The following is a 26,662-nucleotide window of genomic DNA, read 5'->3' on the forward strand; positions in this document are numbered from 1 at the left end:
CGCGGCGGTCGTGCCGTGCGTGGCGGACCGGTCCGGGCCTCCCGTCCGGCTCCCGGGCGACTCTGAGCGCGCGCTCAGTCAGCCGTCGTCGGCGCTTCGTAGGGTGGCAGTCCACGGCGGGTCCGACCGGACCCTGCCGTGCACGAAGGAGCATCGACATGGGATTCCTCGACCGCCTGCTCGGACGACCGGAACGTGACCGGTCCGGTGACGGACAGAAGAACCAGTGGGGGCAGCCGCAGCAGCAGGGCTACCGCTACGGCCAGCAGTCGTACCACCAGCCCGCGCCGACCGGCGTGCCGGCGGGGCAGCAGGGCGACCCGTACGGCGTCCCGCAGTGGGGCGGGGGCACACCCGCACCGGGCGCGCAGTCGTCGACCGACGACGAGCGCGCCGTCGAGCGCTACCGCTACCTGCTGCGGACCGCCCCGCCGGAGCGCATCGAGGAGGTCCACGCCGAGGCGTTCGCCAAGCTCACCGACGAGCAGCGTCGGATGGTCTACGACGAGTTCACCCGGACGGCTCCCCCCGGGGAGGCCCCGCGCGGCGACGACCCGCGGTCCCTCGCACAGTCGGCGACCCGGTCCGAGATCCGGCAGCCCGGGTTCATGGAGCGGTCGCTCGGTGGCGTGGGCGGTGGACCGGGCGGGCGCTTCGGCGGCCAGCGCGGCGGGCCGTCCTTCGGCAGCATGATCGGTGCGTCCATCCTCGGGACGGTGGCCGGCTACGTCATCGGGTCGGCGATCATGAGCGCCTTCCTGCCTGACCCCGGATCGTTCGACGGCGGTACCGATGCTGCGGGCGAGGGCGGTTCGGAGGACACTGGTGGCGAGTCCGGTGACGGCGGTGCGTCCGACGGTGGCGCGTCCGACGGCGGCGGGTTCGAGAGTGCGGGCTGGGGCGACGGCGGATCCGACTTCGGCGGTGGCTTCAGCGACTTCGGTGGTGGCGACTTCGACGTGTGAGTGACGGTCGCCCTCCACCGGTCCACTGGTTCTCCGTGGTCGACGAAGGAGCGACATGGCCATCATCGAAGCCTCCGGGCTGACCAAGACGTACCGCTCGAAGTCCGGGCCGGTGCACGCACTGGCCGGGCTGGACCTCTCGGTGCCGCAGGGCACCGTGAAGGCGCTGCTCGGCCCGAACGGTGCCGGCAAGACGACGACGGTGAAGGTGTTGACCACCCTGGTCACCCCGGACTCCGGCACCGCCACGATCGACGGCATCGACGTCGTCGCCGATCCGCAGGCCACCCGGCGGTCCATCGGGGTGTCCGGGCAGTACGCGGCGGTCGACGAGAACCTGACCGGGTTCGAGAACCTCGAGATGATCGGCCGGCTCTACCACCTGGGGCGGCGGACCTCCCGCGAGCGTGCGCGTGAACTCATCGACGTGTTCGACCTGGCCGAGGCCGGCGACCGTCCCGTCAAGGGGTTCTCGGGCGGCATGCGGCGACGGATCGACCTGGCGGGGGCACTCGTGATGAACCCGCGCGTGCTGTTCCTCGACGAGCCGACCACTGGTCTCGACCCGCGCAGCCGGCTGGCGTTGTGGGGCATCATCGAGGACCTGGTCGCCCAGGGCGCGACGGTCCTGCTCACCACGCAGTACCTGGAGGAGGCGGACCGGCTCGCCGACGACATCGCGGTGATCGACGACGGCAGGGTCATCGCCGAGGGCACCGCCGACCAGCTCAAGGCGCAGGTCGGCGGGCACCGGGTCGTCGTGACGCTGGTCGACGATGCGGACGGCGAGGCCGCCACGACGGTCCTGCGCCGGTACGGCGTCGGTGACGTCGAGACGTCCGGCGACGGCCGCACCCGTGCGATCGCGGTCGAGGCCGGCCCCGCGGCGCTGCAACGGGTCCTCGCCGACCTCGGTGCCGCGGGGATCGACCTGCACGACGCGGGCATGCGTCGGCCGACCCTGGACGACGTCTTCCTGCGCCTGACGGGCCACGCGGCGACGGAGGACGATGCCGACGAGGCCGCCGGCACGAAGCAGAAGGAGGCGGCACGGTGACCGCCACGTCCGTCGGACCGGGCCGCCAGCTGCCCGTCGTCGTCACCGCCCCGATCGCGGTCTGGTTCGAGGACGGCTGGACCGTCACCAAGCGCAACCTCACGAAGATCAAGCGGTCGCCGGACATGCTCGTGTTCGCGGTGCTGCAGCCGATCATGTTCGTGCTGCTGTTCAGCCAGGTCTACGGCGGCGCGATCCAGGTGCAGGGGACCGACTACACGCAGTTCCTGATGGCCGGGATCTTCGCCCAGACCGTGGTGTTCGGCGCGACGTTCTCGGGCTCGGCCATGGCGCAGGACCTGAAGGAGGGGCTCATCGACCGGTTCCGCACGCTGCCGATGTCCGCCTCGGCCGTGCTCGTGGGGCGGACGAACTCCGACCTCGTGCTCAACTCGATCTCGATGGCGATCATGATGCTCACCGGGCTCGTCGTGGGCTGGCGGGTGAACTCGTCGCCGCTCGAGTTCCTGGCCGGGATCGCCCTGCTGCTGCTGTTCAGCTACGCGTTCAGCTGGGTGATGGCGCTGCTCGGCATGAGCGTCAAGACGCCCGAGGTCATCAACAACGCGTCGTTCATGATCCTGTTCCCCCTCACCTTCATCTCGAACGCGTTCGTCCCGAGCGACACCCTGCCCCTGGTGCTGCGGGTGTTCGCCGAGTGGAACCCGGTCTCGTCGCTCGTGCAGGCGGCACGCGAACTGTTCGGCAACGTGGGGTCGGCGCCCGTGCCCGACATCTGGACCATGCAGCACCCCGTCCTCACCGTGCTCATCGGCATCGCCGTGATGCTCGCGGTGTTCGTGCCGTGGGCCGTCGACAAGTACACGCGGATCAGCGCGAAGTAGCGGTCGTCCGCAGCGTCTGTCCCCAGCGCGCCTGTCCACAGCGGCCGTCCAGGGGCGCACGGGCGTCACCCGGACGGCTTAGCATCTTCCTCGTGACCGCGACAGACGCCGAGCGGGCCGCCCAGCGCGACGCCACCGAGCAGCCCCTCGACCGCAGCACCCGTGTGCGCCGTTGGATGCTGCACGGGGCCGACCAGGGCGCCTCGCACCAGGGCCCGCACCAGGTCGAGGTCGAGAAGACCCATCCCTGGTGGCGGGTGATGTGCCTGACCGGTGTCGACTACTTCTCGACCCTGGGGTACCAGCCGGCGATCGCCGCCCTGGCCGCCGGACTGCTGTCGCCGATCGCCACGATCGTGCTCGTGCTCGTCACGCTGTTCGGGGCGCTGCCGGTGTACCGACGCGTCGCCAGCGACAGCTTCCGCGGCGCCGGGTCGATCATGATGCTCGAGAAGCTGCTGCCCTGGTGGGCCGGCAAACTGCTCGTGCTCGTCCTGCTCGGCTTCGCCGTGACGGACTTCATGATCACCATGACGCTCTCGGCCGCCGACGCCACCGCCCACATCGCCGAGAACCCGTACACGCCGCAGTGGTTCACCGAGATCCCGGTGCCGATCACCCTCGTGCTGCTGCTCCTGCTCGGCATCGTGTTCCTGCGAGGGTTCAAGGAGGCCATCGGGATCGCCGTCGGCCTGGTCGCCGTGTTCCTGGCGCTCAACGCGATCGTCGTGGTCGTGTCGCTCTGGCACGTGTTCGAGCGTCCGATGGTGGCGAGCGACTGGTGGACGAACCTGACCGCGCAGCACAGCAACCCGCTCGTGATGATCGGCATCGCGCTCGTGGTGTTCCCGAAGCTCGCGCTCGGTCTGTCGGGCTTCGAGACCGGTGTCGCCGTGATGCCCCAGGTCCGCGGTGACGCCGGCGACGACCCGGACGGCCGCCCCGAGGGACGGATCCGCGGGACGAAGCGCCTGCTCACCGTCGCGGCCGTGATCATGAGCTCGTTCCTCATCACCTCGTCGATCGCGACGACCTTCCTCATCCCGCAGCACGAGTTCCAGCCGGGCGGCGGGGCGAACGGCCGCGCCCTGGCGTTCCTGGCGCACGAGTACCTCGGCAACGTGTTCGGCTCGGTGTACGACGCCTCGACGGTCGCGATCCTGTGGTTCGCCGGTGCGAGCGCGATGGCGGGGCTGCTCAACCTGGTGCCGCGGTTCCTGCCCCGCTACGGCATGGCCCCGCAGTGGGCACGGGCGGTCCGACCGCTCGTCATCATCTTCACGCTGATCGCCTTCGCCATCACGATCGTCTTCGAGGCGAACGTCGACGCCCAGGGCGGCGCGTACGCCACCGGTGTGCTCGTCCTCATCACGAGTGCCGCCGTCGCCGTGACGCTGTCCGCCCGCCGCCGACAGCAGCGCAAGCGCACCATCGCCTTCGGCGTGATCACCGTCGTCTTCGTCTACACGACCGTCGCGAACGTGATCGAGCGGCCGGACGGTGTCCGGATCGCCGCGATCTTCATCATCGCCATCGTCGTGGTGTCCCTCGTGTCCCGCGTGCGCCGGTCGTTCGAGCTCCGGGCCTCGTCCATCGAGCTCGACGCGACGGCCCGGCAGTTCGTCGAGGCCGACGCCGACCAGTTCAGCGCGGTCTGCATCATCGCCAACGAGCCGGGTGCCGGCACGGCCGCGGCCTACCGTGCGAAGGGGCGCGAGGAACGCCGCGACTCGGGCATCCCGGCCCGCGTCCCCACGATGTTCCTCGAGGTCCTGCCGGCTGACTCGTCCGACTTCGAGGAGGACCTGGTGGTCGAGGGTCACGTCGTGCACGGGCACCGCGTGCTCCGCGTCCGATCCGGCAACGTCCCGAACACCATCGCGTCGACGCTGTTGGCCATCCGGGACATCGCGGGCGTCGTGCCGAGCATCTACTTCGAGTGGAACGAGGGCAACCCGATCCGGAACGCCTTGCGCTTCGTCTTCACCGGCGTCGGCGACGTCGCCCCCGTCACGCGCGAGGTCCTGCGCGAGGCCGAACCGGACGTCAACCGTCGGCCGAGCGTCCACGTGTCGTGAGCCGGGCACCGGGCGCGGGGCGTGCCTCCCGGCCCGTCGGTGGCCTGGCGGCGATCGCGATCGCCGCGGCGGTGTGGGGCACCACCGGGACCGCGACGCACTTCGCGCCCGGCGTGCCGGCGTTCGTCTTCGGTGCGGTCACCTTCGGCCTCGGCCGCCTCGTGCTCGCGGCGACCGCGGGCCGTGGCACCCTGCGCGCCGTCGCACAGCGCCGGACCCGTGGCTGGGCACTGCTCGGCGCCGCATCGCTCGTGGTCTACGCGGTGGCGTTCTACGCGGCCCTCGCCGACGCCGGGGTCGCACTCGGCACGACGCTGGCGATCGGATCGTCACCCGTCTTCGCCGGTCTGGTCGAGTGGACCGCCGACCGCACGCGCGTCACCCGCCGGTGGGTCGTCGCCACCCTGGTGAGCGTGGTCGGCATGGTCGTCGTCACCCTCGCGCGTTCCGAGCACGACGACGGCGGGCGCTCGCTCGCCCTCGGTGTCGGCAGTGCCCTGGTCGCCGGCCTGACGTACGCGACGTACTCGTGGGCGGTGGCGCGGGGCATGCACGCCGCCGCGAGTCGGATGCCGATCGCCGTGGGTCGCCTGGGGGCGGACGTCGTGCCGGTCGGCGGGGACGTCGGGGTCACGGCCGCGCGAGCCGCCCGGGGGCCGAGCGAACGCGGGCTGGTCGGCGCGGTCTTCGGGCTGGCCGCGGTCCCGCTCGTCGTGCTCGCCGTCGTCGCCGGCGGGCCGTTCCTGGCCGGAGCCGGCAACTGGCCGGTGTTCCTGTACCTGGCGCTGGTGCCGACGGTGGTCGGCCACTCGCTGTACGCGGTCGGGCTCCGGACGGTGACGGCGTCGGTCGCGACGCTGCTGTCGCTGCTCGAGCCCGTCGTCGCGGCGGTGCTGGCCGTGCTCGTGGTGGGGGAGCGGCTGGGCGTCGGCGGGTGGGCCGGCATCGTGCTGGTGGTGGCCGGGCTGTCCGTGCTGGCGCTGCCCGCGCGGCACCCGCTGCCCCCGCGCTGAGCCGTGCCAGCGTGGCGCTCGCGCTCGACCATGCCCGCGTAGCGCCCGCGCTGAGCCGTGCCCACGTGGCGCTCGCGCTCGACCGTGCCCGCGTGGCGCCCGCGCCGAGCCGTGCCCGCGCGCCGCCCGCACGTCAGCTGTCCAGGATCTGGTCCCGCACCTTCCGCCGCAGCACCTTGCCGATCATCGAGCGCGGCAGGTCCTCGACCACCACGACCCGACGGGGCACCTTGTACGCCGCCAGGTGGTCACGCGACCACGCACGGAGCGCCGCCGGGTCGAACGTCGACGGGTCCTTCGGCACGACGGCGGCGACGACCTGCTCGTTGCCCGCCTGCGTGATGCCGACGACCGCGACCTCCCTGACGCTCGGGTGCTTGAGCAGGGTGTCCTCGACCTCGGACGGCGACACGTTGAAGCCACCGGTGATGATGAGTTCCTTGAGCCGGTCGACGATCCGGACGTAGCCGTCTGCGTCGATCGCCACGATGTCACCGGTGCGGAACCACCCGTCGGGCGTGAAGACCTCGTCGGTCGCCTCGGCCTTGCCCCAGTAGCCGCGGAACACCTGCGGACCGCGCACCTGCAGCTCGCCGGGCTCGTCGACGCCCAGCACCTTCGTGTCGTCGTCCGGGTCGACCACGCGCGCCTCGGTGGAGGACAGCGGCAGGCCGATCGAGCCGAGTCGACGCTCCGGTGACACCGGGTTCGCCATGAGGACGGGGGAGCACTCGGACAGGCCGTAGCCCTCGACCAGGTAGCCGTCGGTCCGGGCCTCCCACGGTTCGACGATGTCCTGCGACAGCGGCATCGCGCCGGAAATGCCGATCTCGATGCCCTTCAGCGAGACCTTCGCCGAGTCGGCCGCGTGCTGCAGCCGGGCGTAGATCGGGGGCACGGCCGGCAGGAACGTCGGCGGGTGTCGCTTGATCGCGCTCAGCACGAGGGCGGGGTCGAACGCGGGGAAGAGCACGAGTCGCGAGGCCATGCTCATCGCGAAGGTCAGGCAGAGCGTCAGCCCGTACGCGTGGAACATCGGCAGCACGGCGTACACGACGTTGTCGCCGCGCCGGATCTGCGGCACCCAGGCGCGGGCCTGTGCGGCGTTCGCCAGCAGGTTGCGGTGCGAGAGGACGGCGCCCTTCGGCGTCCCGGTGGTGCCGGACGTGTACTGGATCAGCGCGACGTCGTCGACGGTCGGCCGCGGGTGCCGCTTCGACAGCTTGCGCGAACGGACCAGGTCGTCCCACTTCGTCGTGCCGCGCACCGAGGCCGTGAGCTTGGCGCGGGACGCCTTCGCCTTCGCCACCGGCAGGGCGAGTGCCAGACGGGTGCTCCGGGGCATGGCGCGGGTGATGTCGACGGAGACGATCGCGTCGAGGTGCACGTCCGACGGGAAGTCCTGCAGCGTCGCGACCGACTTGTCCCACGCGATGGCGACCTTCGCGCCGTGGTCCTCGAACTGGTGGCGCAGCTCGCGGGGCGTGTAGAGCGGGTTGTGCTCGACGACGATCGCGCCGAGTCGCAGGACCGCGTAGAAGGCCACGACGTGCTGCGGGCAGTTCGGCAGGACGATCGCCACACGGTCGCCCGCGACCACCCCGAGCTTCCGCAGCCCGTTCGCCGCGCGGAGGATCTGCTCCTCGAGCTCGGCGTACGTCGTGGTCCGCTTGAAGAACTCCAGGGCGACCCGCTTCGGGAACCGCCGGGCGGACTCCTCGACCAGGTCGACCAGGGAACCGCGCTGTTCCTCGATGTCGTGCGGGACCCCCGGGGCGTACGAGGCAAGCCAGGGACGAGGCGTGTCGATGCTCACGCGACCCAACCTAGCGGGCCGCCCCCGAGCGCGCTGGGAACGGCCACGAGGCGCGACACCGAGCCTGCTCACAGGGGCCGGACGGACGATGACGCCATGCCCTCCGTCTCCGATGCCTTCCGCTCGCGGCTCAATGACACGTTCACGGGTGGGGCGACGGGCAAGCCGGCCTGGATCGACGACCTCGAGCAGGGCACCGACGCGGGCTTCTTCGGCCCCGGCTCCGCGACCTGGGCGGTCCACGGCGGCAAGCACACGATCGTGGCGGGGGTACGGGCACTGCTCGTCCAGGCGCTGCACCCCGGCGCCCTGGCCGGTGTCGCCGACCACTCCCGGTACCGCGAGGACCCGTTCGGCCGGCTCGCGGGCACCATCCGCTGGATCTACACCGTCTCGCACGGCGACACCGCGACCGCCCGCAGCGCGAGCGACTGGGTGCTGCGCCTGCACGAGCGGGTGCGCGGGCAGTACGTCGACGGGCACGGCGTCACCCGTGACTACTCGGCGAACGACCCGGACCTGGCGCGCTGGGTGCACCTGGCCTTCACCGACGCGTTCCTGCGCGCGGCGCAGCGCTGGGGTGGTCCGATCCCCGGTGGCCCGGACGCCTACGTGCGCGAGTGGGCGGAGGCCGCGCGGCTCATGCGCGTCGACGACCCGCCGGAGTCCGAGGCGGAGCTCCGCGCCCAGATGAACGGCTACCTGGACCGCGGCGAACTCGCCGTGACGGCCCGCACCCGTGACGTGGTCCGGTTCATCAAGAACCCGCCGCTCGCGATGCTCCTGCGGCCGGGGTACCGCGCGGTGTACGAGGGCGCCGTGTCGACACTCGATCCACGGCACCGGTCGATGCTCGGCATCCGGGGGCGCACCGTCGGTCCCGTGGAGCTGCCGGTCGCCAGGACGACGGGCCTGGTGCTCGACGGCCTCGGCTCGGTGCTCGGCGACCAGACCGGTTCCGAGCGCGCGGCGCTGCTGCGCATCGCGCGCCTGCAACGCGAGCACCAGGGCGACGCCGTCGTCTGACACGCGTCGTCGACGCGGCCGGGACGGACGGGAGGCACGGTGCCAGCTGGCACCGTGCCTCCCGTCCGTCGGTGGGCGCGTCAGAAACCGGACGGCACCCGAGGGGTGTACGCGGACTCGAGTCGGGCGACCTCGTCGTCGGTGAGTCGCAGCGAGACGGCGGCGACCGCGTCGTCGATGTGGTGCTCCTTCGTGGCGCCGACGATGGGTGCCGAGACGGCGGGCTTGCCCGCGACCCAGGCCAGGGCGATCTGCGCCATCGGGACCCCGCGCTCGGCGGCGACGGCCTGGACCGCGTCGACGATGGCGCGGTTGGCGTCCTCGTCCTGCCGGTAGAGCGTCTTGCCGAACTCGTCGGTCCGGGCGCGCGAGCCGGAGCCGGAGGCGTCCCACGGGCGCGTGACGCGGCCACGGGCGAGCGGGCTCCACGGGATGACGCCGACGCCGGTGTGCTCGCAGAAGGGGTGCATCTCGCGCTCCTCCTCGCGTTCGAGCAGGTTGTACTGGTCCTGCATGCTGACGAACGGCGTCCAGCCGTGCAGTTCGGCGACGTGCTGCATCTCGGCGAACTGCCACGTCCACATGCTGCTCGCGCCCAGGTACCGGGCCTTGCCGGCCTTGACGACGTCGTGCAGGGCCTCCATCGTCTCCTCGACCGGCGTGAGCGGGTCGAAACGGTGGATCTGGTACAGGTCGACGTAGTCCGTGCCGAGCCGGGTCAGCGAGGCGTCGATCTCGTGCATGATCGCCGCGCGGGACAGGCCGGCGCCGTTGCGGCCGGGACGCATCCGGTTGAAGACCTTCGTGAGGACCTGGACGTCCTCGCGCGGGGCGAGTTCCTTGAGGAGCGTGCCGGTGATCTCCTCGCTGGAGCCGTCGGAGTAGACGTTCGCGGTGTCGAAGGTCGTGATGCCGGCCTCGAATGCCCGGCGGACGAACGGGCGGGCGTCGTCGATGCCGACGCTCCAGGCGTGGGAGCCGCGGTCGGGGTTGCCGTAGGACATCATGCCGAGGACGACGCTGCTGATCTCGAGGCCGGAGGCGCCGAGACGTTCGGTGGGGACGGCGTCTGCCGCGGGGGCTGCCGAGCGGGCGGTTCCTGCTGCGGAGGCGGGGTCTGTGGCTGCTTCTTCGCCCGTTCGAGAGGGGGATGCTGCTGCGATGTCCGCCGAGTGGGCGTTCTCTGCTGCGCTCATGCACTCACCCTGGCATCGCGGCCTGTGACGGCGAGCAGCCGGACTTGCAGGGGCGCGTCGTCGTCGACGTCGACCGGGGCTGCGTAGAGCCCGGTCGCGGCGAGGCCCTCGATCTGCGGCTCGAAGTACTCCCACACCGCCTGCACGAGTTCGGCCGGCAACGTGTCGTCGGTGGCCGTCGCCCGCGCGAGGTCCCACGTGTGGATCGTGATGTCGCTGGTCTGCTCGGCGAGGTACTGCGCCGCGGGCACCACGTCCGTGCTGAGGTGCACGGGGACGTCCTCGGGGGCGTTCCGCCAGGCGTTGGTGGCGGCGGTGGAGAACCGGTGCCACTCGGCCACGAGATCGTCGCCGATGGGCTCGACGTCGGCCTCGGCCTGGGCGTAGTCGCACCCCGTGAGGAGCTTCGGGATCCACCGCTGCTCATCGACGACGTGGGCGACGAGGTCGTGCGTGGTCCACTCCGAGTCGGGAGTCGGGGCGTCCCAGTCGGTGACGGCGGCGACGCGGCGGCCGAACTCGGCGACCGCGAGGGCCTGCAGCGCGATCCAGTCGGTGGCCATGATGGTGCTCCTGTTCGTCGGACGTACGGGTGATCCGTGCAACCTGCTCTGCCAGAGGGCGATTCCCGCGCGAGGTTGCGGAGCAACGGTAGCCCGGGGTCGGGTGCGTCGGGCAAGTCCGTTCTCGGACAGCGGGTGCCGCGGACGACGAATGGCTGGGGCGGCGCGGAGGCTGCGGTGCGGTGGTGTTTGGTCGGGTCGGGTCGGGGCGGGGCGGGGCGGGGCGGGGCGGGGCCGGGCTGTGGCGGCGGTTTGATGGTGCTTGCCCGGGGGGCGTCCGGTCGGCCGCGAGCGGGCGGAAGCTGCGGCCGATCCTGGCGGGTAGGCGCCGAATTGGCCCGTTGGGGTGGTGCCGAGATGGCGGGGGCAGGCGAGGCGCAGGTCGTCGCGTGGTCACCGTGTCGTCGCGGGGAGCTGGCGTGTCGGGTTGCTGTGAGCGGGCGTTTCGCGTGGGGAGCGGACGGCTGGGACCGCCGAACGGGCGGTATCTGCATCTGTCGTTGTACGGAAGTGCAGGAAACGCCCGCTCGCCGTGGGAACACGAGAGACGGGGGACCGGGGACGGGCGAGCCGTGGGGGAGAGGGCAGCCCGCCGGAACGTTCGGCGCGATCACCGCACACGACGAACGGCCCGACTCCGAGAGAGGAGTCGGGCCGTTCGCCAGGGTTCTGCAGGTTCGGTGTCCCGCAGGTCACATCGCGGTGCTGCTCAGCGCGTGGCCGAGCGGTGCGGCGGTGCTGCGGCCCCGCGGTGACCGCCGGGTCGAGGTGTCAGGTGCTCAGGCCGCCTGGAGGACGAACTGCACGTCGAGGTTGATGGTCACGTCGTTGCCGAGCGTGAAGCCACCGGCCTCGAGAGCAGCGTTCCAGTTGACGCCGAACTCGGTGCGGTCGATCTTCGTGGTCGCCTCGGCGCCGAGCTTGACCTGGCCGTAGCCGTCGGTGGTGACGCCGCCGAACTCGGTCTTGAGGGTGACGTTCTTGGTGACGCCGCGGAGCGACAGCTCGCCGTCGATGAGCATGTCGTCGCCGTCCTCGCGGATGCCGGTCGACTTGAAGGTCATCTGCGGGTGCTCCTCGGTGAGGAAGAAGTCGCCCGTGGCGAGGTGCTGGTCACGCTGCTGCTGGTTCGTGTTGATGCTCGCGACGTCGATCGAGGCCTCGAGGGTCGAGTCGAGGGGGTTCTCGGCGGTGACGAGCGTGGCGTCGAAGCGCTCGAACGAGCCCTTGACCTTGCTGATCGCGAGGTGGCGGACCGAGAAGGTGACCTCGGAGTGGGTCGGGTCGATCGTCCAGGTACCGGTCTGGTAGCCGGGGATGGCGGAAGCGGTGAGCGTCATGGTGACTCCTTCGAAGCGTTTGTCTGCAGTGCCCGAGCAGGGCGTGGAAACGGGACTCGTTCCATGCGCCTGCATCGAATCTGATGCTACCCCATTGTGCACCCGAATGGTTGAAGCGTCAACCAATGTTCACCAGTCGGACGCTGGCCGACCCCTGGAACGCGAGTCGTGCCTCCCGGCCGCCCCGACGGTCAGGAGCCGACGGACGCGAGCGACGAAGCGCTCGACAGCTGGGCCGACGTCGTCGGCCGTCGCTCGGACGAGCCACCAATCGACGTCCTTGAGGTTCTCGCCCCGCGTCAGGTCCTTCTTGAACGCGCGCTCGTCGGTCCGGTGCAGATCGCTCTCGTACTCGATGGCCACGCGCGCCTCGGGGTAGGCGAGGTCCACGCAGGCGACCCACCTGCCGTCGACGACGACGTCGTGGTTGCGCAACGGTTCGGGCAGGCCACGCCGTGTCAGGGCGAGTCGCAGTCGTGTCTCGCCGGGGGAGCGTGAGCCGGGGCGGACCTCCCGGAGCGTGGCTCGGACCTTCCGGATCCCGCGAGCACCCCGGTGTCGTCGAGCTGCAGCACGGAGTTCGTCGACCGTGCACCAGCGCAGCTGACCGACGAGCGCATCGCCGGCGATGATCAGCTCGTCCAGCCGGAGCAGGCCGGCGAGCATCACGAACGTGTCTGCCGGGTGCGTGAGCCGCGCTGTTGCGGAGTGCACCACACGGACGCGGTCCGCACGCACGCGGTGACCGATGGTGCCGCGGACCCTGATGCTCTGGTCCTTCCCGATCGTGCTGACGTGGATGCGGTGGTCACGTTCGAGTCGTCGGGGAAGCGGGACGCCGAGGATCACGGCGGCGGTGGTGTGGCTGAAGACCTGGTCGGGGCGGAGCCTCGGGAGGACGGCGCGTGCACGCTGCTCGTGGTCGGCGGGAGGGGCCCAGCAACGGATGCCGTGGAAGGGCCTGCAGAGCATCTTGGTGCGGAGGGTGCTCGCGGTTACGCCGCGGCGGAGTGCCTCGCGGACGCGGAACGGGCGGCCGCGGAGTGCGGAGGGGAAGGCCTCGACTGCTGTTCGCATGCTGGCAGCTTCGGGGATCTGCGGCGCGGCTGGGGCGGGCGTCGGGGCATCGGTAGAGAGCGCGGGCGGTGGGGTGCCCTGTGGGGGAGTTGTGGGGGCGATCGATGGGGCGCGGGCTGGGGGGGGCACGCGCGCGGTCGGGCGGGCGGATTCGGCGCGGTTCGGGAGGCACGGAATGCGGGTTCTGCCCGTTCGCGCGCGGTCGGTAAGCCGGTGGGCGGAATGGGAGCGGTTCGGGAGGCGCGGGGCAAGGATTCTGCCCGCTCGCGCGCGGTCGGCATCGGGCGGGCGGATTCGGCGCGGTTCGGGAGGCGCGGGGTGGGGATTCTGCCCGCTCGCGTGCGGTCGGCGCCCAGTGGGCGAATCCGGCGGGGTTCGGGAGGTGCTCGGTGCGATTCCGCCCACTCGCGTGCGGTCGGCATCCAGTGGGCGGATTCCGCGGGGTTCGGGAGGCCCGGGGCGCGGATTCCGACCGCTCGCGCGCGGCCACCCCGCCACCCGCCCCGCCACCGCCCCGGCCCGCCACCCGCTCCCGCTCCCGCTCCCGCACCCGCACCCCCACCCGCACCCACACTCGCCCCCGACAGGCACTCGCGGGGCCTCCCGCGTGCGCGCTCACTCCACTAGCGTCGGGAGCATGGAATTCAGGTACCTGGGCAACTCCGGACTCAAGATCTCCGAGATCACCTACGGCAACTGGCTGACGCACGGCTCGCAGGTCGAGAACGACGTCGCCACCCAGTGCGTGCGGGCAGCGCTCGACGCCGGGATCACCACGTTCGACACCGCGGACACGTACGCCAACACCGCCGCCGAGACCGTCCTCGGCGAAGCGCTCAAGGGTGAGCGGCGCCAGTCCCTCGAGGTCTTCACGAAGGTCTACTGGCCGACCGGCCCGAAGGGGCACAACGACGTCGGCCTCAGCCGCAAGCACATCATGGAGTCGATCGACGGCTCCCTCGAGCGGCTGCAGACCGACTACGTCGACCTCTACCAGGCACACCGCTACGACTACGAGACCCCCCTCGAAGAGACGATGCAGGCCTTCGCCGACGTCGTCCGCCAGGGCAAGGCGCTGTACATCGGCGTCAGCGAGTGGAACGCCGAGCAGATCCGTGCCGGAGCCTCGCTGGCGAAGGAGCTCGGCTTCCAGCTCATCTCGAACCAGCCCCAGTACTCCATGCTCTGGCGCGTGATCGAGGGCGAGGTCGTCCCGGCCTCGAAGCAGCTCGGTCTGTCGCAGATCGTCTGGTCGCCCATCGCCCAGGGCGTGCTGACCGGCAAGTACAAGCCGGGCCAGCCCCTGCCCGAGGGTTCGCGCGCCACGGACGAGAAGGGCGGCGCGGACATGATCAAGCGGTTCATGCGCGACGAGGTCCTCGAGGCCGTGCAGCGCCTGCAGCCCGTCGCCGACCAGGCCGGCCTGACCCTCGCGCAGCTCGCGATCGCGTGGACGCTGCAGAACGAGAACGTCGCCTCGGCGATCGTCGGCGCCTCGCGTCCGCAGCAGGTCACCGACAACGTGAAGGCCGCCGGCGTGCAGCTCGACGCGGACGCACTCGCTGCCATCGACGAGGCGCTCGGCGACATCCCGGAACGCGACGCGTCGAAGAGCGTGTCCCCGGCGTCGCGCCCCGCGTAGACGCGACCGACGGACGGACGGGAGGCCCGTGGCGACGCCGCCACGGGCCTCCCGTCCGTCCGGGCGACCGTCCACCCCGGCTGCCGGCGGCGGGCGAGGCACGCTGATCGTCTTCGCAGCGCGCTCCTCGGATCACCGCAGCCGCTGACCGATAGGTTCGCTGTGGAGCACGAGGAGCACCATGAGCGACACCCTGGTCATCATCCCGACCTACGACGAGGCAGAGAACGTCCGTCCGATCGTCGAGCGCACGCTCGCGGCGACCGACGACACCGTGCACGTGCTCGTGGTCGACGACAACTCACCGGACGGTACCGGCGACATCGCCGACGCGATCGCCCGCGAGACCGATCGGGTGCACGTGCTGCACCGCACCGTCAAGGACGGCCTCGGCGGCGCCTACCTGTCCGGCTTCGCGTGGGGCCTGGAGCACGGCTACGCGAAGCTCGTCGAGATGGACGCGGACGGCTCGCACCACCCGGAGTACCTGCCGTGGATGCTCGAGCTCGCCGACACGAACGACCTGGTGCTCGGCTCCCGGTGGATCAGGGGCGGCTCGGTCGAGAACTGGCCCTGGTACCGCGAACTGCTCTCCCGCGGCGGCAACCTGTACACCCGTCTCGCGCTCGGCATCGCCGTGCGGGACGCGACCGGCGGGTTCCGGGTCTTCACCTCGCGGGCGTTCGAGCGGATCGACCTGGCCGGGGTCGCGTCGAAGGGGTACTGCTTCCAGGTCGACCTGTGCTGGCGTGCCCTCGAGGCGGGACTGCGGGTCGTGGAGACGCCCATCACGTTCACGGAGCGGGAGTTCGGCGTCTCGAAGATGAGCGGCAACATCGTGCGGGAGAGCCTGGCGCTCGTGACGAAGTGGGGCATCGACCGCCGCATCCGCGAGGCCCGCTCGCTCGTCAAGGACCACCGGAAGCTGCCGTCCGTGCGGAAGAACGCGCACGCAGTGGCGGACCACACGGCCTGAGTCGAAGCCGGGCGGCCTGGACGAGGACGGGCAGTGACGACGGCGACGACGACGGCGACGGCGCTCCCGAGGGAGGCCGTCGCCGTCGTCGTCCGTGCGGGGGACCGCTGCGCTAGCGGAGCACCACCACGCCGCGCCCGCGGAACCGGACGACACCGGCGTCGACCTCGGCCGCCCCGGACCCGTAGAGCTCCTCGCCCCGCGCGTCGGGGACGGGCACCTCGGCGGCGTCGTCGGCGAAGTTCACCACGACGTGCACCGGCGCGAGATCGGGGCCGAGCAGCCCGCGCGTGAGCACGAGCCAGCGGTGGTCCTCGTCGAAGCGGACCGCGTTCGCCTCGTACCGGTGGTCGACGAACGCCTGGTCGGTGCGGCGGAGCGCGATGAGCACCCGGTAGGCCCGCAGGATCGCGGCGCCCCGCTCCGAGGTGACGTCGGCCCAGTCGAGCTTCGAGTTCGTGAACGTCGACGGGTCCTGCGGGTCGGGCACCGCCGACTCGTCCCACCCGTGCTCGGCGAACTCGGCGATGCGGCCCTCGGCGGTCGCCTTGCCGAGCTCCGGCTCGGGGTGCGAGGTGAAGAACTGCCACGGCGTCGAGGCCGCGAACTCCTCGCCCATGAACAGCATCGGCGTGAACGGTCCGAGCAGCGTCAGCGCCGCCGCGATGACGAGCCCGTCGTCGTCCAGGGTCGCCGCGAGCCGGTCGCCCGCCGCACGGTTGCCGATCTGGTCGTGGTTCTGGTTCGCGACGACCAGTGCCGTGGCGGGAGAGGTCCCGCGGTCGATCGGACGGCCGTGCCGCTTCCCCCGGAACGACGACCAGGTGCCGTCGTGGAAGAAGCCGTCCTCGAGCACCTTCGCCAGCGCCGACAACGGGGCGAAGTCGGCGTAGTAGCCGTTCGTCTCGCCGGTGAGCGCCACGTGCACCGCGTGGTGGAAGTCGTCCGACCACTGCCCGGCCAGGCCGTACCCGGCGGCCTCGCGCGGCCGGAACATCACCGGGTCGTTGAGGTCGGACTCGGCGATGAGCGACAGCGGGCGGCCGACGAACGACGAGTACGCGTCGGTCTCGTCGGCCATCGACGCCAGCACGTGCGGGCGCGTGGTGTCGCGGATCGCGTGCACGGCATCGAGCCGGAGCCCGTCGACGTGGTGGTCGCGGAACCACATGCGCACGTTGTCGAGCACGTACCGGCGGACCTCGGGGTGCTCGACGTTCACGGAGTCGCCCCACGTGTTCGCGAGCCCCTGCACCAGGTACGGGCCGTACAGCGGCAGGTAGTTGCCGCTGGGACCGAGGTGGTTGTAGACGACGTCCTGGATGACGCCGAGCCCGAGCGAGTGCGCCGTGTCGACGAACCGGTCGTAGGCGTCCGGGCCGCCGTACGGCGCGTGCACGGCGAACCAGCCGACGCCGTCGTAGCCCCAGTTCCACTCGCCGTTCACCGCGTTGACGGGGAGCAGCTCGACGAACTCGACCCCGAGCTCGACCAGGTGGTCGAGCTTCTGGGCTGCGGCGTCGAGGGTGCCCTCCGGCGTGAAGGTGCCGATGTGCATCTCGTAGATCACGCCGCCGCGAGCGGGACGCCCGGTCCAGGCCTCGTCGGTCCAGGCGAAGCGCGCGGGGTCGACGACCTCGGACGGGCCGTGCACGCCCTCGGGCTGGTAGCGGCTGCGCGGGTCGGGGATGACCGCGTCGTCGTCGCCGATCCGGAAGCCGTACCGGGCGCCGACGACCGGCAGGACCGCGTCGGTGGACCACCAGTCGTCGTCGCCCCGGGTGAGCGGGTACTCCACGTCGTCGACGACCAGCCGGACACGGTCCGGTTCGGGCGCCCACACGGCGTAGCGGTCGGGTGCGGTCATGCGTGGCCCTCCAGGATGTCGATCTCGGCCTGCGCCTCGGTCTCGGTCGCGTCCGCCGTGTCGCCGGCGGTCGTCGCGTCGCCCGCGTCCGGCCGGGAGGCCCGACCTGCGTCCGCAGCGCCGGCCGCCGTCTCGACCCGGCCGGTCGCCGTGTCGGTGTCGGCGGGGACGAGGAGCGCGACCGGGTAGGTGTCGAGCAGTTCGGACAGCGCGATGCCCCGGGCAGCGGGGACGTGTCGCCCGGTGAGCACGTCGACCCGGTCGAGCGGGACGGGGTGCACGAGGGTGTCCCCCCAGCCGCCGACGCGCTCGAGGCCGATCGGCAGGCGCGTCGCGATCGTCACGGCACCGCCGCGGTCGAACGCGACGACGTGGTCGGCAGCGCTCCCCGTCGCCTCGAGTTCGAGGTACCGGGTGAACAGCTCGGGCCGGTCGCGTCGTGCGTGCAGCGCACGGGTGGTCACCAGGAGCTTCGCGGCGCCGTCGAGACCGACCGCCGGCAGGTGCTCGGGGCCGTCGTCGTCCGGACCGTCGAGCTCCGCGAGCACGTGGCGTCGCTCGGCGTAGTCCACCGGTCGACGGTTGTCCGGGTCGACCAGCGAGCGGTCCCAGAACTCGGTGCCCTGGTAGACGTCGGGGACGCCGGGGGCGGTGAGCTGCACGAGCTTCTGGGTGAGGCCGTTCGACCACCCCGCCGCGTCGATGCGCTCGTCGAGGGCGTCGAGCACCGCGACCACGGCCGGCTCGTCGAAGGCGACGTCGACGATCGCGTGCATGCGTCGTTCGAAGTCCTCGTCGGGTTCGGTCCAGGTCGTGCTGTCGCCCGCCTCGCGCGAGGCCTTCTCGGCGTAGGCGTGCAGGCGTTCGCGGCTCGCGGGCCGCGCACCCACGATCGCCTGCCAGAGCAGGTCGGCGAACACGCGGTCCTCGAGCGGGACGAGTTCCTGCAGTCGCTCGAACGTGGCGGCCCACTCGTCGCCGAGTTCAGCCAGCACGGCGATGCGGGCACGGGTGTCCTCGCTGCGCTTCGTGTCGTGCGTGGTGAGGGCCGTCATGGTGTGCGGCCAGCTGGCGAGCCGTTCCCGCTGCGCCCGGTGGAACTCGGCCACCGACACCGCGAAGACGCTCGGGTCGCTGCCGACCTCGCTGAGGGACGACAGCCGCGAGGTGCGGTAGAACGCCGTGTCCTCGACGCCCTTCGCCATCACCATGCCGCTCGTCTGCTGCAGCCGGATGGCCGCCGCGTTCGTCGGGTCGACGAGTGCCGGTGCGATGCGGTCGATGACGTCGTCGAGGTCCGGGCGGGCCTCGGCGGCGCCTTCGAGCGCCTCGATGAGGTTGTGCGCGCCCTCGGGCAGGTAGGTGCGGTAGACGTCGAACGACGCCACGATCTCGGCGACCGCGTCCACGATCCGCTCGTGCGTGACCGTCTCCGTCGCGGCGGTCGGTGCGAGCAGGCGTGCGAGCCGCTCGACCTCGCTGCCGAGGATGCCGTCCGCGATGCCACGGCGGGTGTCGTGCGTGAGCTGCTGCCAGTCCGTGGGTTCGGACCCCGACGCCGCGGTGAGCGCCTGCTCGCCGGCGGGGTCGACCAGCACCCGGTCGAGCACCCCGAGGGCGTCGTAGCCGGTGGTGCCGTCGACCGGCCACGAGCTCGGCAGCTGTTCGCCGGGCTCGAGGATCTTCTCGACGAGGGTGTAGGCCCCGCCGGTCAGCTCCGCCAGGTCCTGCAGGTAGCCGGCCGGGTCGTACAGCCCGTCCGGGTGGTCGATCCGCAGGCCGTCGACGAGCCCGTCGCGGAACCAGCCGCCGATGACCCCGTGCGAGGCCGCGAAGACCTCGGGCTCCTCGACACGGATCGCCGCGAGGGTGTTGACCGCGAAGAAGCGGCGGTAGTTCAGGTCGTGGTCGGCGCGCTTCCAGTGCACGAACGCGTAGTGCTGCCGCTCGTGCACGGCCTCGACGGTGTCGCCGCTCTGCACCGTGCCGGGCGCGGTGGGGTAGGCGGTCTCACCGACGCGGAGCACGGGCCGCTCGGCGTCGGACGTGTCGAGCGTCACCGCGTCGAGCAGTCGGTCGTCGAGCACCGGGATCCGGACCTTGCCGTCGCCGGCCTCCCAGTCCACGTCGAAGGCCCAGGCCACGGGGGAGCCCTGCCCGAGCTCGAGCAGCGACCACCACCAGGGGTTCGACTCGGGCGTCGCGACGCCGACGTGGTTCGGCACGACGTCGACCAGGACCCCGAGGCCGACGGCGTGCGCGGCCTCGGCCAGCGCACGCATCGCCTCGTCGCCACCGCGGTCGGTGTCGACGCGGGTGTGGTCGACCACGTCGTAGCCGTGGTTCGACCCGGCCTCGGCCTGCAGCACCGGCGACAGGTAGAGCCAGTCGGCGCCGAGGTCGTGCACGTAGTCGACCAGGTCGCGCGCGGCGTCCAGGTCGAAGTCGGCGGACACCTGCAGTCGGTAGGTCGATGCGGGGGCGCGGTGCGCGGCCCCGGGCGTGCGGGCGGTCATCGGTCCGCTCCGCTCGGTGCGGTGGAACCGGCGGGGTTCGCCGGGGTCACGGCGTCCTGCGGCGCCGCCGGTGCGGCAGCGTCGTCCTGTTCGACGTCGACCGGGGTGGTCGTCACCTCGTGGTCGGGCTCGGCGCGCAGGACGATCATCGAGCGCGCGGGGACGTCGAGCGGCGTCCCGGCGTCGAGGACCTCGTCGCGGGCCCCCGGGTCGGCGGTGTCGATCCGGACGGTCCAGCCCGGGGAGTACTCCTCGGGCGGGAGCGTGAAGGTCACGACGTCGTCGTGCGCGTTGAAGTACGTGATGAAGGCCACGTCGGTGACGCGCTCGCCACGGGCGTCGCGACCGCGGATGCCCTCGCCGTTCAGGTACATGCCGACGCTCTTGCCGAAGCCGGAGTCCCAGTCCTCGGGGTCCATGGCGTCGCCGGAGGGGGTCAGCCACACCACGTCGGGCAGCGGCTCGCCCTCGCCACGGCGGACCGGACGGCCGTTGAAGTACCGGGTGCGTCGGAACGTCGGGTGGTCGTGCCGGAGCTTCACGACGTCGGCGGTGAACTGGATGAGGTCCTCGTCGGCGCTGTCCCAGTCGATCCAGCTGAGCTCGGAGTCCTGCGCGTAGACGTTGTTGTTGCCGGACTGCGAGCGGCCGAGCTCGTCGCCGTGCGCGATCATCGGCACGCCCTGGCTGAGGAGCAGGGTCGCCAGGAAGTTCCGGCGACGCTGCAGCCGCAGGGCGTTCACGGCCTCGTCGTCGGTCGGCCCCTCGGCACCGGAGTTCCACGACCGGTTGTGGCTCTCGCCGTCGTTGTTGTCCTCGCCGTTGGCCTCGTTGTGCTTCTCGTTGTAGGACACCAGGTCGTACAGCGTGAAGCCGTCGTGGGCGGTGATGAAGTTGATGCTGGCCTTCGGGGTGCGGCCGTCGTGCTCGTACAGGTCGGCCGAGCCGGAGATGCGCGAGGCGAACTCGCCGAGGGTCGACGACTCACCGCGCCAGAAGTCACGGACGGTGTCGCGGTACTTGCCGTTCCACTCGGACCACTGCGGCGGGAAGTTGCCCACCTGGTAGCCACCGGGACCGACGTCCCACGGCTCGGCGATGAGCTTGACCTGCGACACGATCGGGTCCTGCTGCACGAGCTCGAAGAAGGCGGACAGGCGGTCGACCTCGTAGAACTCGCGGGCCAGGGCGGACGCGAGGTCGAAGCGGAACCCGTCGACGTGCATCTCGGTCACCCAGTAGCGCAGCGAGTCGAGGATGAGCTGCAGCGAGTGCGGGTGCCCGACGTTGAGCGAGTTCCCCGTGCCCGTGTAGTCCATGTAGTAGCGCTTGTCGTCGTCGACCAGGCGGTAGTACGCCGCGTTGTCGATGCCGCGGAACGACAGCGTGGGGCCGAGGTGGTTGCCCTCGGCGGTGTGGTTGTAGACGACGTCGAGGACGACCTCGATGCCTGCCCGGTGCAGCTCGCGCACCATCGTCTTGAACTCCTGGACCTGCTGCCCGTTGTCGCCCGACGACGAGTACGCGGAGTGCGGGGCGAAGAAGCCGATCGTGTTGTAGCCCCAGTAGTTCGACAGTCCCTTGTCCTGCAGGGTGGAGTCGTTCACGAACTGGTGCACCGGCATGAGCTCGAGCGTGGTGACGCCGAGGCGCTGCAGGTGCTCGATGACCGCGGGGTGGGAGACGCCGGCGTACGTGCCGCGCTGCTCCTCCGGCACGTCCGGGTGGGTCTCGGTGAGTCCCTTGACGTGCGCTTCGTAGATGACCGTCTCGCCGTACGGCGTGCGCGGCGGACGGTCCCCCTGCCAGTCGAAGAAGGGGTTGATCACGACGCCCTTCATCATGTGCGACGCGGAGTCCTCGTCGTTGGTCGAGTCGGGGTCACCGAAGGTGTACGAGAACAGCGACTGGTCCCAGTCGATCTCGCCGCTGGTCGCCTTGGCGTACGGGTCGAGCAGGAGCTTCGACGGGTTGGCTCGCGAGCCGGTCGCCGGGTCGTACGCTCCGTGGACACGGAAGCCGTACTGCTGGCCGGGGCCGACGTTCGGCAGGTAGGCGTGCCAGACGTAGGCGTCCACCTCGAGCAGGCGGACGCACTCTTCGTTGCCGTCGTCATCGAACAGGCAGAGCTCGACACGCTCGGCGACCTCGCTGAAGAGCGCGAAGTTCGTGCCGCTCCCGTCGTAGGTCGCCCCGAGCGGGTACGGGTTTCCGGGCCAGGTGTGCAAACGGTCCTCCAGGTGTGGGTGTCGCCAACATATCGGCGCCGCCCGTCCACGTCCGCAGACAAGCCCCAGCTGTGGACGTCGCAGACGGGTCCCGGCCTGTGGAGGGACGGACGAGTACCGTCTCGCGCATGGCCAACATCGTCACGCTGCTCGCAGACAAGGTCCGCCCGGTCGGGGTCTCCACGAACTACGGAGAGCCCGTCGAGGTCGGCGACCAGACCCTCATCCCCGTGTCCGTCAGCTGGTTCGGCTTCGGCGGCGGCGGGGGCGACGACGAGAACGGCGGCGGTGGTGGCGGCGGTGCGTCGGCCCCGGTCGGCGCGTACGTCCGTCGCCCGGGCAAGGACCTGGTGTTCGAACCGAACCCGATCTCCCTCATCGTCGTCGCCATCCCCTTCGTGTGGGTGGCCGGGCGTGTCCTGCGCAAGCTGGTCCGCGCGCTCAAGAAGTGACCACCTGACGCAACCGGAGGCCCGTGGCGACGCCGCCACGGGCCTCCGGTTGCGTCCTGGCGTCACGCGGTCGCGACCGCGTCTAGACTGCTGGCACACACACGGGAGTCCGGGACCGCCGGGCTGAGAGGGAGCGAACGGCGCTCCGACCGTCGAACCTGATCCGGATCATGCCGGCGCAGGGAGGAGTCAGAACCATGTCTGCACGCACGTCTGCACCCGTCTCCACCGTTCCGCGGCGATCGCTGCGGTGGCGGGTCGTCGACATCGTCGTCGCGAGCGTCCTCGCCGTGGCCCTCGGGGTCGTCTTCCGGCTCTGGGAGTTCGGGTACGCGCCGATCAGCGCCGGCATGGACCTGGTGCTGCCCGGCACGAAGGCCCTGTTCGGCGGCGTCTGGCTGCTCGCCGGACCCATCGTCGCCCTGGTCGTCCGCAAGCCGGGAGCCGCGCTCTACGGCGAGATGGTCGCCGCCTCGGTCGAGGCGCTCTTCGGCACCACGTGGGGCTGGCTGACGCTCGAGGCCGGGCTCGTCCAGGGACTCGGCGCCGAGATCGTCCTCGCACTGTTCCTGTACCGGGTGTACCGCCTGCCGGTCGTGGTGCTCGCGGGCGCCGCTGCGGGTCTCGCGCTCGGCATCAACGACATCGTCCTCTGGTACCCCGCGCTCGACGCCGCCTTCAAGGCCGTCTACGTCGTCTGCGCGATCATCTCCGGCGCGGTGATCGCCGGCGTCGGGTCGTGGCTCGTCGTCCGGGCGCTCGCGCGCACCGGAGTGCTGTCGTCCTTCGCCGTCGGCCGCGAGCACAGCCGTCGCGAGCCCCGCGCCCGGGTGTGACGGAGCGCACCCCGTCGGCGTCGTCGCCCTCCACAGGCGGGGACGCCGACGCAGGAACCGACGTCCGCGGGGCGCGCATCGCCTTCCGTGACTGGGGCTGGCGCTACCCGGAGCGGGACGCGTGGGCTGTTCGCGGCGTCGACCTGACCGTCGAGCCGGGGGAGCGGGTGGCGGTCGTCGGGCCGTCCGGTGCCGGCAAGTCGACGCTGCTGCGCGCGGTCGCGGGCGTGCTGCCCGACGAGCCCGACGCCACCGACGACACCGCGGCATCCGTGCACGGATCGCTCCTCGTCGACGGAGCCGACCCCCGCGCGGTCCGCGGGCGCGTCGGCCTCGTCATGCAGGACCCCGAGGCGCACACCGTGATGTCCCGACTCGGCGACGACGTGGCCTTCGGGTGCGAGAACGCCGGCGTCCCGCGCGACGAGACGTGGCAGCGCGTGCGGTCGGCCCTGGACGTCGTCGGACTGCACCTGTCGCTCGACCGCTCCACGGCGGACCTGTCCGGCGGGCAGCGGCAGCGCCTGGCGCTCGCCGGAGTGCTCGCGATGCGCCCCGGTGCGCTCGTGCTCGACGAACCCTGCGCCAACCTCGACCCCGACGGTGTCACGCAGGTGCACGACGCCGTGCGGGCCCTGCTCGACGAGACCGGGGCGACCCTGCTCGTGGTGGAGCACCGGATCGGCACGTGGCTCGACCTGGTCGACCGGCTCGTGCTGCTCGAGCCCGGTGGTGGCGTCGTCGCCGACGGGCCGCCCGCCGCGGTGCTGGCGGAGCACGGCGCTGCGCTCACGGCCGCCGGGGTGTGGGTGCCCGGTGCCGAGCCGGAGCGAGGGTCGGCACGAGGGGGTCTCCGTGCGCCCCGCCGAGCGGGCGGGATGTGTGGGGAGTCCGGGGGAGCGACGGGTGCATTCCGCCCGCTCGGCGAGGAGGCGTTCGGAGTTGCCACGGACGGGGCGTTCGGCGACGGCGCTGTGGTGCTGCTCCGGGCGCGGGAGCTCGGGACGGCTCGGGGGCGGCACGGTGTCGGGAGCGGGATCGACCTCCGGGTCCGAGCCGGACAGGTCATCGCGGTCACGGGGCCGAACGGCGTCGGCAAGTCGACGCTCGGCTTGACGATCGCAGGACTCCTCCCGCCGGCCGCCGGCGGGCTCGGGGCGACGGACGCCCTGGCCGGCGGCATCGCCACCGCGCCGCACACCTGGACGAGCCGCGAGCTCGCCGCCCGGATCGGCACGGTGTTCCAGGACCCGGAGCACCAGTTCGTCGCCCGCTCCGTCCGCGAGGAGGTCGAGGCCGGCCCCCGTGCCCTCGGAGCCGCGGACGCCACCGACCGCGCCACCGCCCTGCTCGACGACTTCGGACTGGCCCACCTGGCCGACGCCAACCCGTTCACCCTGTCCGGTGGGGAACAGCGGCGCCTCGCGATCGCCTCCGTCGTGGCGGCCAGGCCTCCTGTCCTGGTGCTCGACGAACCGACCTCCGGTCAGGACCGCGCCACGTGGCAGGCGGTGGTCGGGCACCTCGGAGCGCTCGCCGACGCCGGCACCGCGGTGGTGGCGGTCACGCACGACCGCGACCTCGTCCGGGCACTCGACGCCGACGAGGTCGTGCTCGGGCCGGACGGTGCCCGGACCGTGGGGAGGGACCCGGGCCGGTCGGGCGCGACCGTCCCGGAGACGGGACCGACGGCGGGGAGCCGCCCCGGGCCTCCAGACCGGACCGACACGGACGACCGGACGGACGCGGCGCGACGGCCGCTGCCGGCCCGCGCGACCGGCATCCACGGCGTCCAGCCGGTCGCGTCGTTGATCGGCGTGCTCGCCCTCGGCGTCTGCCTGGTGCTCAGCCTCGACGTCGTCTCCGCCGCCGTCGCTCTGGCGCTCGAAGTCGTGCTGATGCCGCTCCTGCGCCTGCCGCTCCGGACCCTGCTGCTCCGGCTCGCACCGGTGCTCGTCGCGGTGCCGCTGACGGCGGTGAGCATCGCGCTGTACGGCAGGCCCTCCGGGCGGGAGTGGTTCGACCTCGGGTTCGCGCACGTCACCGACGGGTCGCTGACGCTCGCCCTGGCGACCGCGCTCCGGGTCCTCGCGGTCGGGGTGCCGGCCATCGCGCTGTTCGTGCGGGTCGACCCGACCGACCTGGCGGACGGGCTCGCGCAGGTGGTGCGACTGCCCGCGCGCTTCGTGCTCGGGGCGCTCGCCGCGGTCCGGATGATGACGCTGCTCGTCGACGACTGGCGACAGCTCGCGATGGCTCGACGTGCCCGCGGGGTGGCCGACTCCGGACGCCTGCGACGTGGGGCGACGATGGCGTTCGCGCTGCTCGTGCTCGCGCTGCGGCGGGCGACGACGTTGGCGGTGGCGATGGAGTCACGCGGGTTCGGTGCTCCCGGACGGCGGAGCTGGGCGCGGGTCGCGCGGTTCGCCGGGCCGGAGTGGGCGATGGTGGCGGTGCTGGTCGGCATCGGCGTGGTGTCGATCGCGGTCGCGGTGAGCGTGGGGACGTGGCGTGTCTGACGCGGAGCGCCTCGACGGGACGACGGGCACGACCGCCGGTGACCTCGCCCCCGGTCTCGCCGCTGCTGCGGCCGGTGTCGCCGCCGCCACCGGCAGGCGGGCCGTCGTGCTCGTCGACGGCCGGTCCGGCACGGGCAAGACCACCCTCGGTGCGCAGGTCGCGGAGCAGCTCGGTGCCCAGCTCGTGCACCTGGACGACCTCTACCCGGGGTGGGACGGGCTGCGCGCGGCTGCCGACGCCGTGGTCACCGACGTCCTCGGGGCGCCGAGCGGGTACCGCCGATGGGACTGGGTCGCCGACGGACCCGCGGACTGGGCGTCGGTGGACCCCGACCTGCCGATCGTGGTCGAGGGCTGCGGAGCGTTGTCCCGGGCGTCGGCACCGCTGGCGTCGCTGCGGGTGTGGCTCGAGGCCGACGACGCCGTGCGGTGGGACCGGGCAATCGGTCGTGACGGCGAGACGTTCGCGCGCGAGTGGGACCGGTGGGCCGCGCAGGAGCAGGCCTTCATCGCCGCCGAGGACCCGGCCGCCCTGGCCGACGTGGTCCTGCGGACGTAGGGGTCCGGGGCGCGGGGCTCGCGGCGCCGAGCTTTCGCGCTCACCGACACCTCACGGCCCCCGGAAGGCGAGGACTGTCGCTCAGCGCGAA

The 26,662-nt window shown here is 72.0% G+C and carries 20 protein-coding genes and 1 riboswitch; of the genes, 12 read left to right on the forward strand and 8 right to left on the reverse strand.

Going from position 1 to position 26,662, the window contains the following annotated elements:
• Positions 1–158 precede the first annotated feature (158 nt).
• The 5 genes from I8920_RS04500 to I8920_RS04520 all read left to right on the forward strand — a co-directional run bounded on the left by I8920_RS04500 (position 159) and on the right by I8920_RS04520 (position 5,958).
• Positions 159–965 carry a hypothetical protein gene (locus I8920_RS04500; RefSeq protein WP_198657972.1) on the forward strand — a complete coding sequence of 269 codons (807 nt, stop codon included), beginning with the start codon at positions 159–161 and terminating at the stop codon, positions 963–965.
• A 55-nt stretch (positions 966–1,020) separates the two neighbouring features.
• On the forward strand, positions 1,021–2,022 hold the full coding sequence (locus tag I8920_RS04505; RefSeq protein ID WP_198657973.1) for an ATP-binding cassette domain-containing protein: 1,002 nt from the start codon (positions 1,021–1,023) through the stop codon (positions 2,020–2,022).
• Positions 2,019–2,867, forward strand: coding sequence for an ABC transporter permease (locus I8920_RS04510; protein ID WP_198657974.1), 849 nt, complete (start codon positions 2,019–2,021; stop codon positions 2,865–2,867). The genes I8920_RS04505 and I8920_RS04510 overlap by 4 nt, the downstream gene beginning before the upstream one ends.
• Before the next feature lie 176 nt (positions 2,868–3,043).
• Positions 3,044–4,945: an amino acid transporter gene (locus I8920_RS04515; RefSeq protein WP_232832861.1), complete on the forward strand. Its 1,902-nt coding sequence runs from the start codon at positions 3,044–3,046 to the stop codon at positions 4,943–4,945.
• Positions 4,942–5,958 carry an EamA family transporter gene (locus I8920_RS04520; protein ID WP_198657976.1) on the forward strand — a complete coding sequence of 339 codons (1,017 nt, stop codon included), beginning with the start codon at positions 4,942–4,944 and terminating at the stop codon, positions 5,956–5,958. The genes I8920_RS04515 and I8920_RS04520 overlap by 4 nt, the downstream gene beginning before the upstream one ends.
• A 133-nt stretch (positions 5,959–6,091) precedes the next feature.
• On the opposite strand, the gene I8920_RS04525 is transcribed toward I8920_RS04520, so the two are convergent.
• Positions 6,092–7,774 carry a long-chain-fatty-acid--CoA ligase gene (locus I8920_RS04525; protein ID WP_198657977.1) on the reverse strand — a complete coding sequence of 561 codons (1,683 nt, stop codon included), beginning with the start codon at positions 7,772–7,774 and terminating at the stop codon, positions 6,092–6,094.
• Positions 7,775–7,870: 96 nt separating this feature from the next.
• Between I8920_RS04525 and I8920_RS04530 the strand changes: the two genes are divergently transcribed.
• Positions 7,871–8,800: an oxygenase MpaB family protein gene (locus tag I8920_RS04530; protein WP_198657978.1), complete on the forward strand. Its 930-nt coding sequence runs from the start codon at positions 7,871–7,873 to the stop codon at positions 8,798–8,800.
• 80 nt (positions 8,801–8,880) lie between these two features.
• On the opposite strand, the gene I8920_RS04535 is transcribed toward I8920_RS04530, so the two are convergent.
• The 4 genes from I8920_RS04535 to I8920_RS04550 form a co-directional block, all read right to left on the reverse strand.
• On the reverse strand, positions 8,881–9,807 hold the full coding sequence (locus tag I8920_RS04535) for an aldo/keto reductase (protein WP_198658620.1): 927 nt from the start codon (positions 9,805–9,807) through the stop codon (positions 8,881–8,883).
• 185 nt (positions 9,808–9,992) lie between these two features.
• Complete coding sequence (locus tag I8920_RS04540) at positions 9,993–10,559, reverse strand: TIGR03086 family metal-binding protein (RefSeq protein WP_198657979.1); 567 nt, start codon at positions 10,557–10,559, stop codon at positions 9,993–9,995.
• Between the two features lie 779 nt (positions 10,560–11,338).
• Entirely contained in the window at positions 11,339–11,899 is a 561-nt protein-coding gene (locus I8920_RS04545) for a YceI family protein (protein ID WP_198657980.1), read from the reverse strand.
• Between the two features lie 129 nt (positions 11,900–12,028).
• Positions 12,029–12,976, reverse strand: a complete 948-nt coding sequence (locus tag I8920_RS04550) for a hypothetical protein (RefSeq protein ID WP_198657981.1) — start codon at positions 12,974–12,976, stop codon at positions 12,029–12,031.
• 637 nt (positions 12,977–13,613) lie between these two features.
• Between I8920_RS04550 and I8920_RS04555 the strand changes: the two genes are divergently transcribed.
• Complete coding sequence (locus I8920_RS04555; protein WP_198657982.1) at positions 13,614–14,618, forward strand: aldo/keto reductase family protein; 1,005 nt, start codon at positions 13,614–13,616, stop codon at positions 14,616–14,618.
• Between the two features lie 181 nt (positions 14,619–14,799).
• Positions 14,800–15,594 (forward strand): polyprenol monophosphomannose synthase, encoded by a 795-nt coding sequence (locus tag I8920_RS04560; protein ID WP_198657983.1) that lies wholly within the window; start codon positions 14,800–14,802, stop codon positions 15,592–15,594.
• A gap of 112 nt (positions 15,595–15,706) precedes the next feature.
• On the opposite strand, the gene treZ is transcribed toward I8920_RS04560, so the two are convergent.
• From treZ to glgX, 3 genes are read right to left on the reverse strand one after another with little or no spacing between them, the layout of a single operon-like run.
• Complete coding sequence (treZ, locus tag I8920_RS04565) at positions 15,707–17,461, reverse strand: malto-oligosyltrehalose trehalohydrolase (protein WP_198657984.1); 1,755 nt, start codon at positions 17,459–17,461, stop codon at positions 15,707–15,709.
• Positions 17,458–19,977 carry a malto-oligosyltrehalose synthase gene (gene treY, locus I8920_RS04570; protein WP_198657985.1) on the reverse strand — a complete coding sequence of 840 codons (2,520 nt, stop codon included), beginning with the start codon at positions 19,975–19,977 and terminating at the stop codon, positions 17,458–17,460. Before treY ends, treZ begins: the two co-directional genes overlap by 4 nt.
• Positions 19,974–22,205 carry a glycogen debranching protein GlgX gene (gene glgX / locus I8920_RS04575; RefSeq protein WP_198657986.1) on the reverse strand — a complete coding sequence of 744 codons (2,232 nt, stop codon included), beginning with the start codon at positions 22,203–22,205 and terminating at the stop codon, positions 19,974–19,976. The genes treY and glgX overlap by 4 nt, the downstream gene beginning before the upstream one ends.
• 128 nt (positions 22,206–22,333) lie before the next feature.
• On the opposite strand from glgX, the gene I8920_RS04580 reads away from it, so the two are divergent.
• The 4 genes from I8920_RS04580 (at position 22,334) to I8920_RS04595 (ending at position 26,571) form a co-directional block, all read left to right on the forward strand.
• The gene (locus I8920_RS04580) at positions 22,334–22,657 is read left to right on the forward strand and encodes a hypothetical protein (RefSeq protein WP_198657987.1); all 324 of its coding nucleotides are present in this window, start codon (positions 22,334–22,336) and stop codon (positions 22,655–22,657) included.
• Between the two features lie 91 nt (positions 22,658–22,748).
• A riboswitch (TPP riboswitch) is annotated at positions 22,749–22,860 on the forward strand.
• Complete coding sequence (locus I8920_RS04585; protein WP_198657988.1) at positions 22,855–23,493, forward strand: ECF transporter S component; 639 nt, start codon at positions 22,855–22,857, stop codon at positions 23,491–23,493. (Overlaps the previous riboswitch by 6 nt.)
• Complete coding sequence (locus I8920_RS04590; protein WP_198657989.1) at positions 23,490–26,012, forward strand: ATP-binding cassette domain-containing protein; 2,523 nt, start codon at positions 23,490–23,492, stop codon at positions 26,010–26,012. The genes I8920_RS04585 and I8920_RS04590 overlap by 4 nt, the downstream gene beginning before the upstream one ends.
• Positions 26,005–26,571 carry an ATP-binding protein gene (locus tag I8920_RS04595; RefSeq protein ID WP_198657990.1) on the forward strand — a complete coding sequence of 189 codons (567 nt, stop codon included), beginning with the start codon at positions 26,005–26,007 and terminating at the stop codon, positions 26,569–26,571. The genes I8920_RS04590 and I8920_RS04595 overlap by 8 nt, the downstream gene beginning before the upstream one ends.
• The last annotated feature ends 91 nt before the right edge of the window (positions 26,572–26,662 follow it).

The sequence above is a fragment of the Curtobacterium sp. YC1 genome, from assembly GCF_016267665.1.
In the GTDB taxonomy this organism is placed as follows: Bacteria; Actinomycetota; Actinomycetes; order Actinomycetales; family Microbacteriaceae; genus Curtobacterium.

What these genes read in the sequence shown, in the direction of transcription:
- I8920_RS04500 (WP_198657972.1), top strand. Translation starts at nt 159, where the DNA reads ATGGGATTCCTCGACCGCCTGCTCGGACGACCGGAACGTGACCGGTCC.
- I8920_RS04505 (WP_198657973.1), top strand. Translation starts at nt 1,021, where the DNA reads ATGGCCATCATCGAAGCCTCCGGGCTGACCAAGACGTACCGCTCGAAG.
- I8920_RS04515 (WP_232832861.1), top strand. Translation starts at nt 3,044, where the DNA reads ATGCTGCACGGGGCCGACCAGGGCGCCTCGCACCAGGGCCCGCACCAG.
- I8920_RS04530 (WP_198657978.1), top strand. Translation starts at nt 7,871, where the DNA reads ATGCCCTCCGTCTCCGATGCCTTCCGCTCGCGGCTCAATGACACGTTC.
- I8920_RS04535 (WP_198658620.1), bottom strand. Translation starts at nt 9,807, where the DNA reads ATGATGTCCTACGGCAACCCCGACCGCGGCTCCCACGCCTGGAGCGTC.
- I8920_RS04540 (WP_198657979.1), bottom strand. Translation starts at nt 10,559, where the DNA reads ATGGCCACCGACTGGATCGCGCTGCAGGCCCTCGCGGTCGCCGAGTTC.
- I8920_RS04545 (WP_198657980.1), bottom strand. Translation starts at nt 11,899, where the DNA reads ATGACGCTCACCGCTTCCGCCATCCCCGGCTACCAGACCGGTACCTGG.
- I8920_RS04550 (WP_198657981.1), bottom strand. Translation starts at nt 12,976, where the DNA reads ATGCGAACAGCAGTCGAGGCCTTCCCCTCCGCACTCCGCGGCCGCCCG.
- I8920_RS04555 (WP_198657982.1), top strand. Translation starts at nt 13,614, where the DNA reads ATGGAATTCAGGTACCTGGGCAACTCCGGACTCAAGATCTCCGAGATC.
- I8920_RS04560 (WP_198657983.1), top strand. Translation starts at nt 14,800, where the DNA reads ATGAGCGACACCCTGGTCATCATCCCGACCTACGACGAGGCAGAGAAC.
- treZ (WP_198657984.1), bottom strand. Translation starts at nt 17,461, where the DNA reads ATGACCGCACCCGACCGCTACGCCGTGTGGGCGCCCGAACCGGACCGT.
- treY (WP_198657985.1), bottom strand. Translation starts at nt 19,977, where the DNA reads ATGACCGCCCGCACGCCCGGGGCCGCGCACCGCGCCCCCGCATCGACC.
- I8920_RS04580 (WP_198657987.1), top strand. Translation starts at nt 22,334, where the DNA reads ATGGCCAACATCGTCACGCTGCTCGCAGACAAGGTCCGCCCGGTCGGG.
- I8920_RS04585 (WP_198657988.1), top strand. Translation starts at nt 22,855, where the DNA reads ATGTCTGCACGCACGTCTGCACCCGTCTCCACCGTTCCGCGGCGATCG.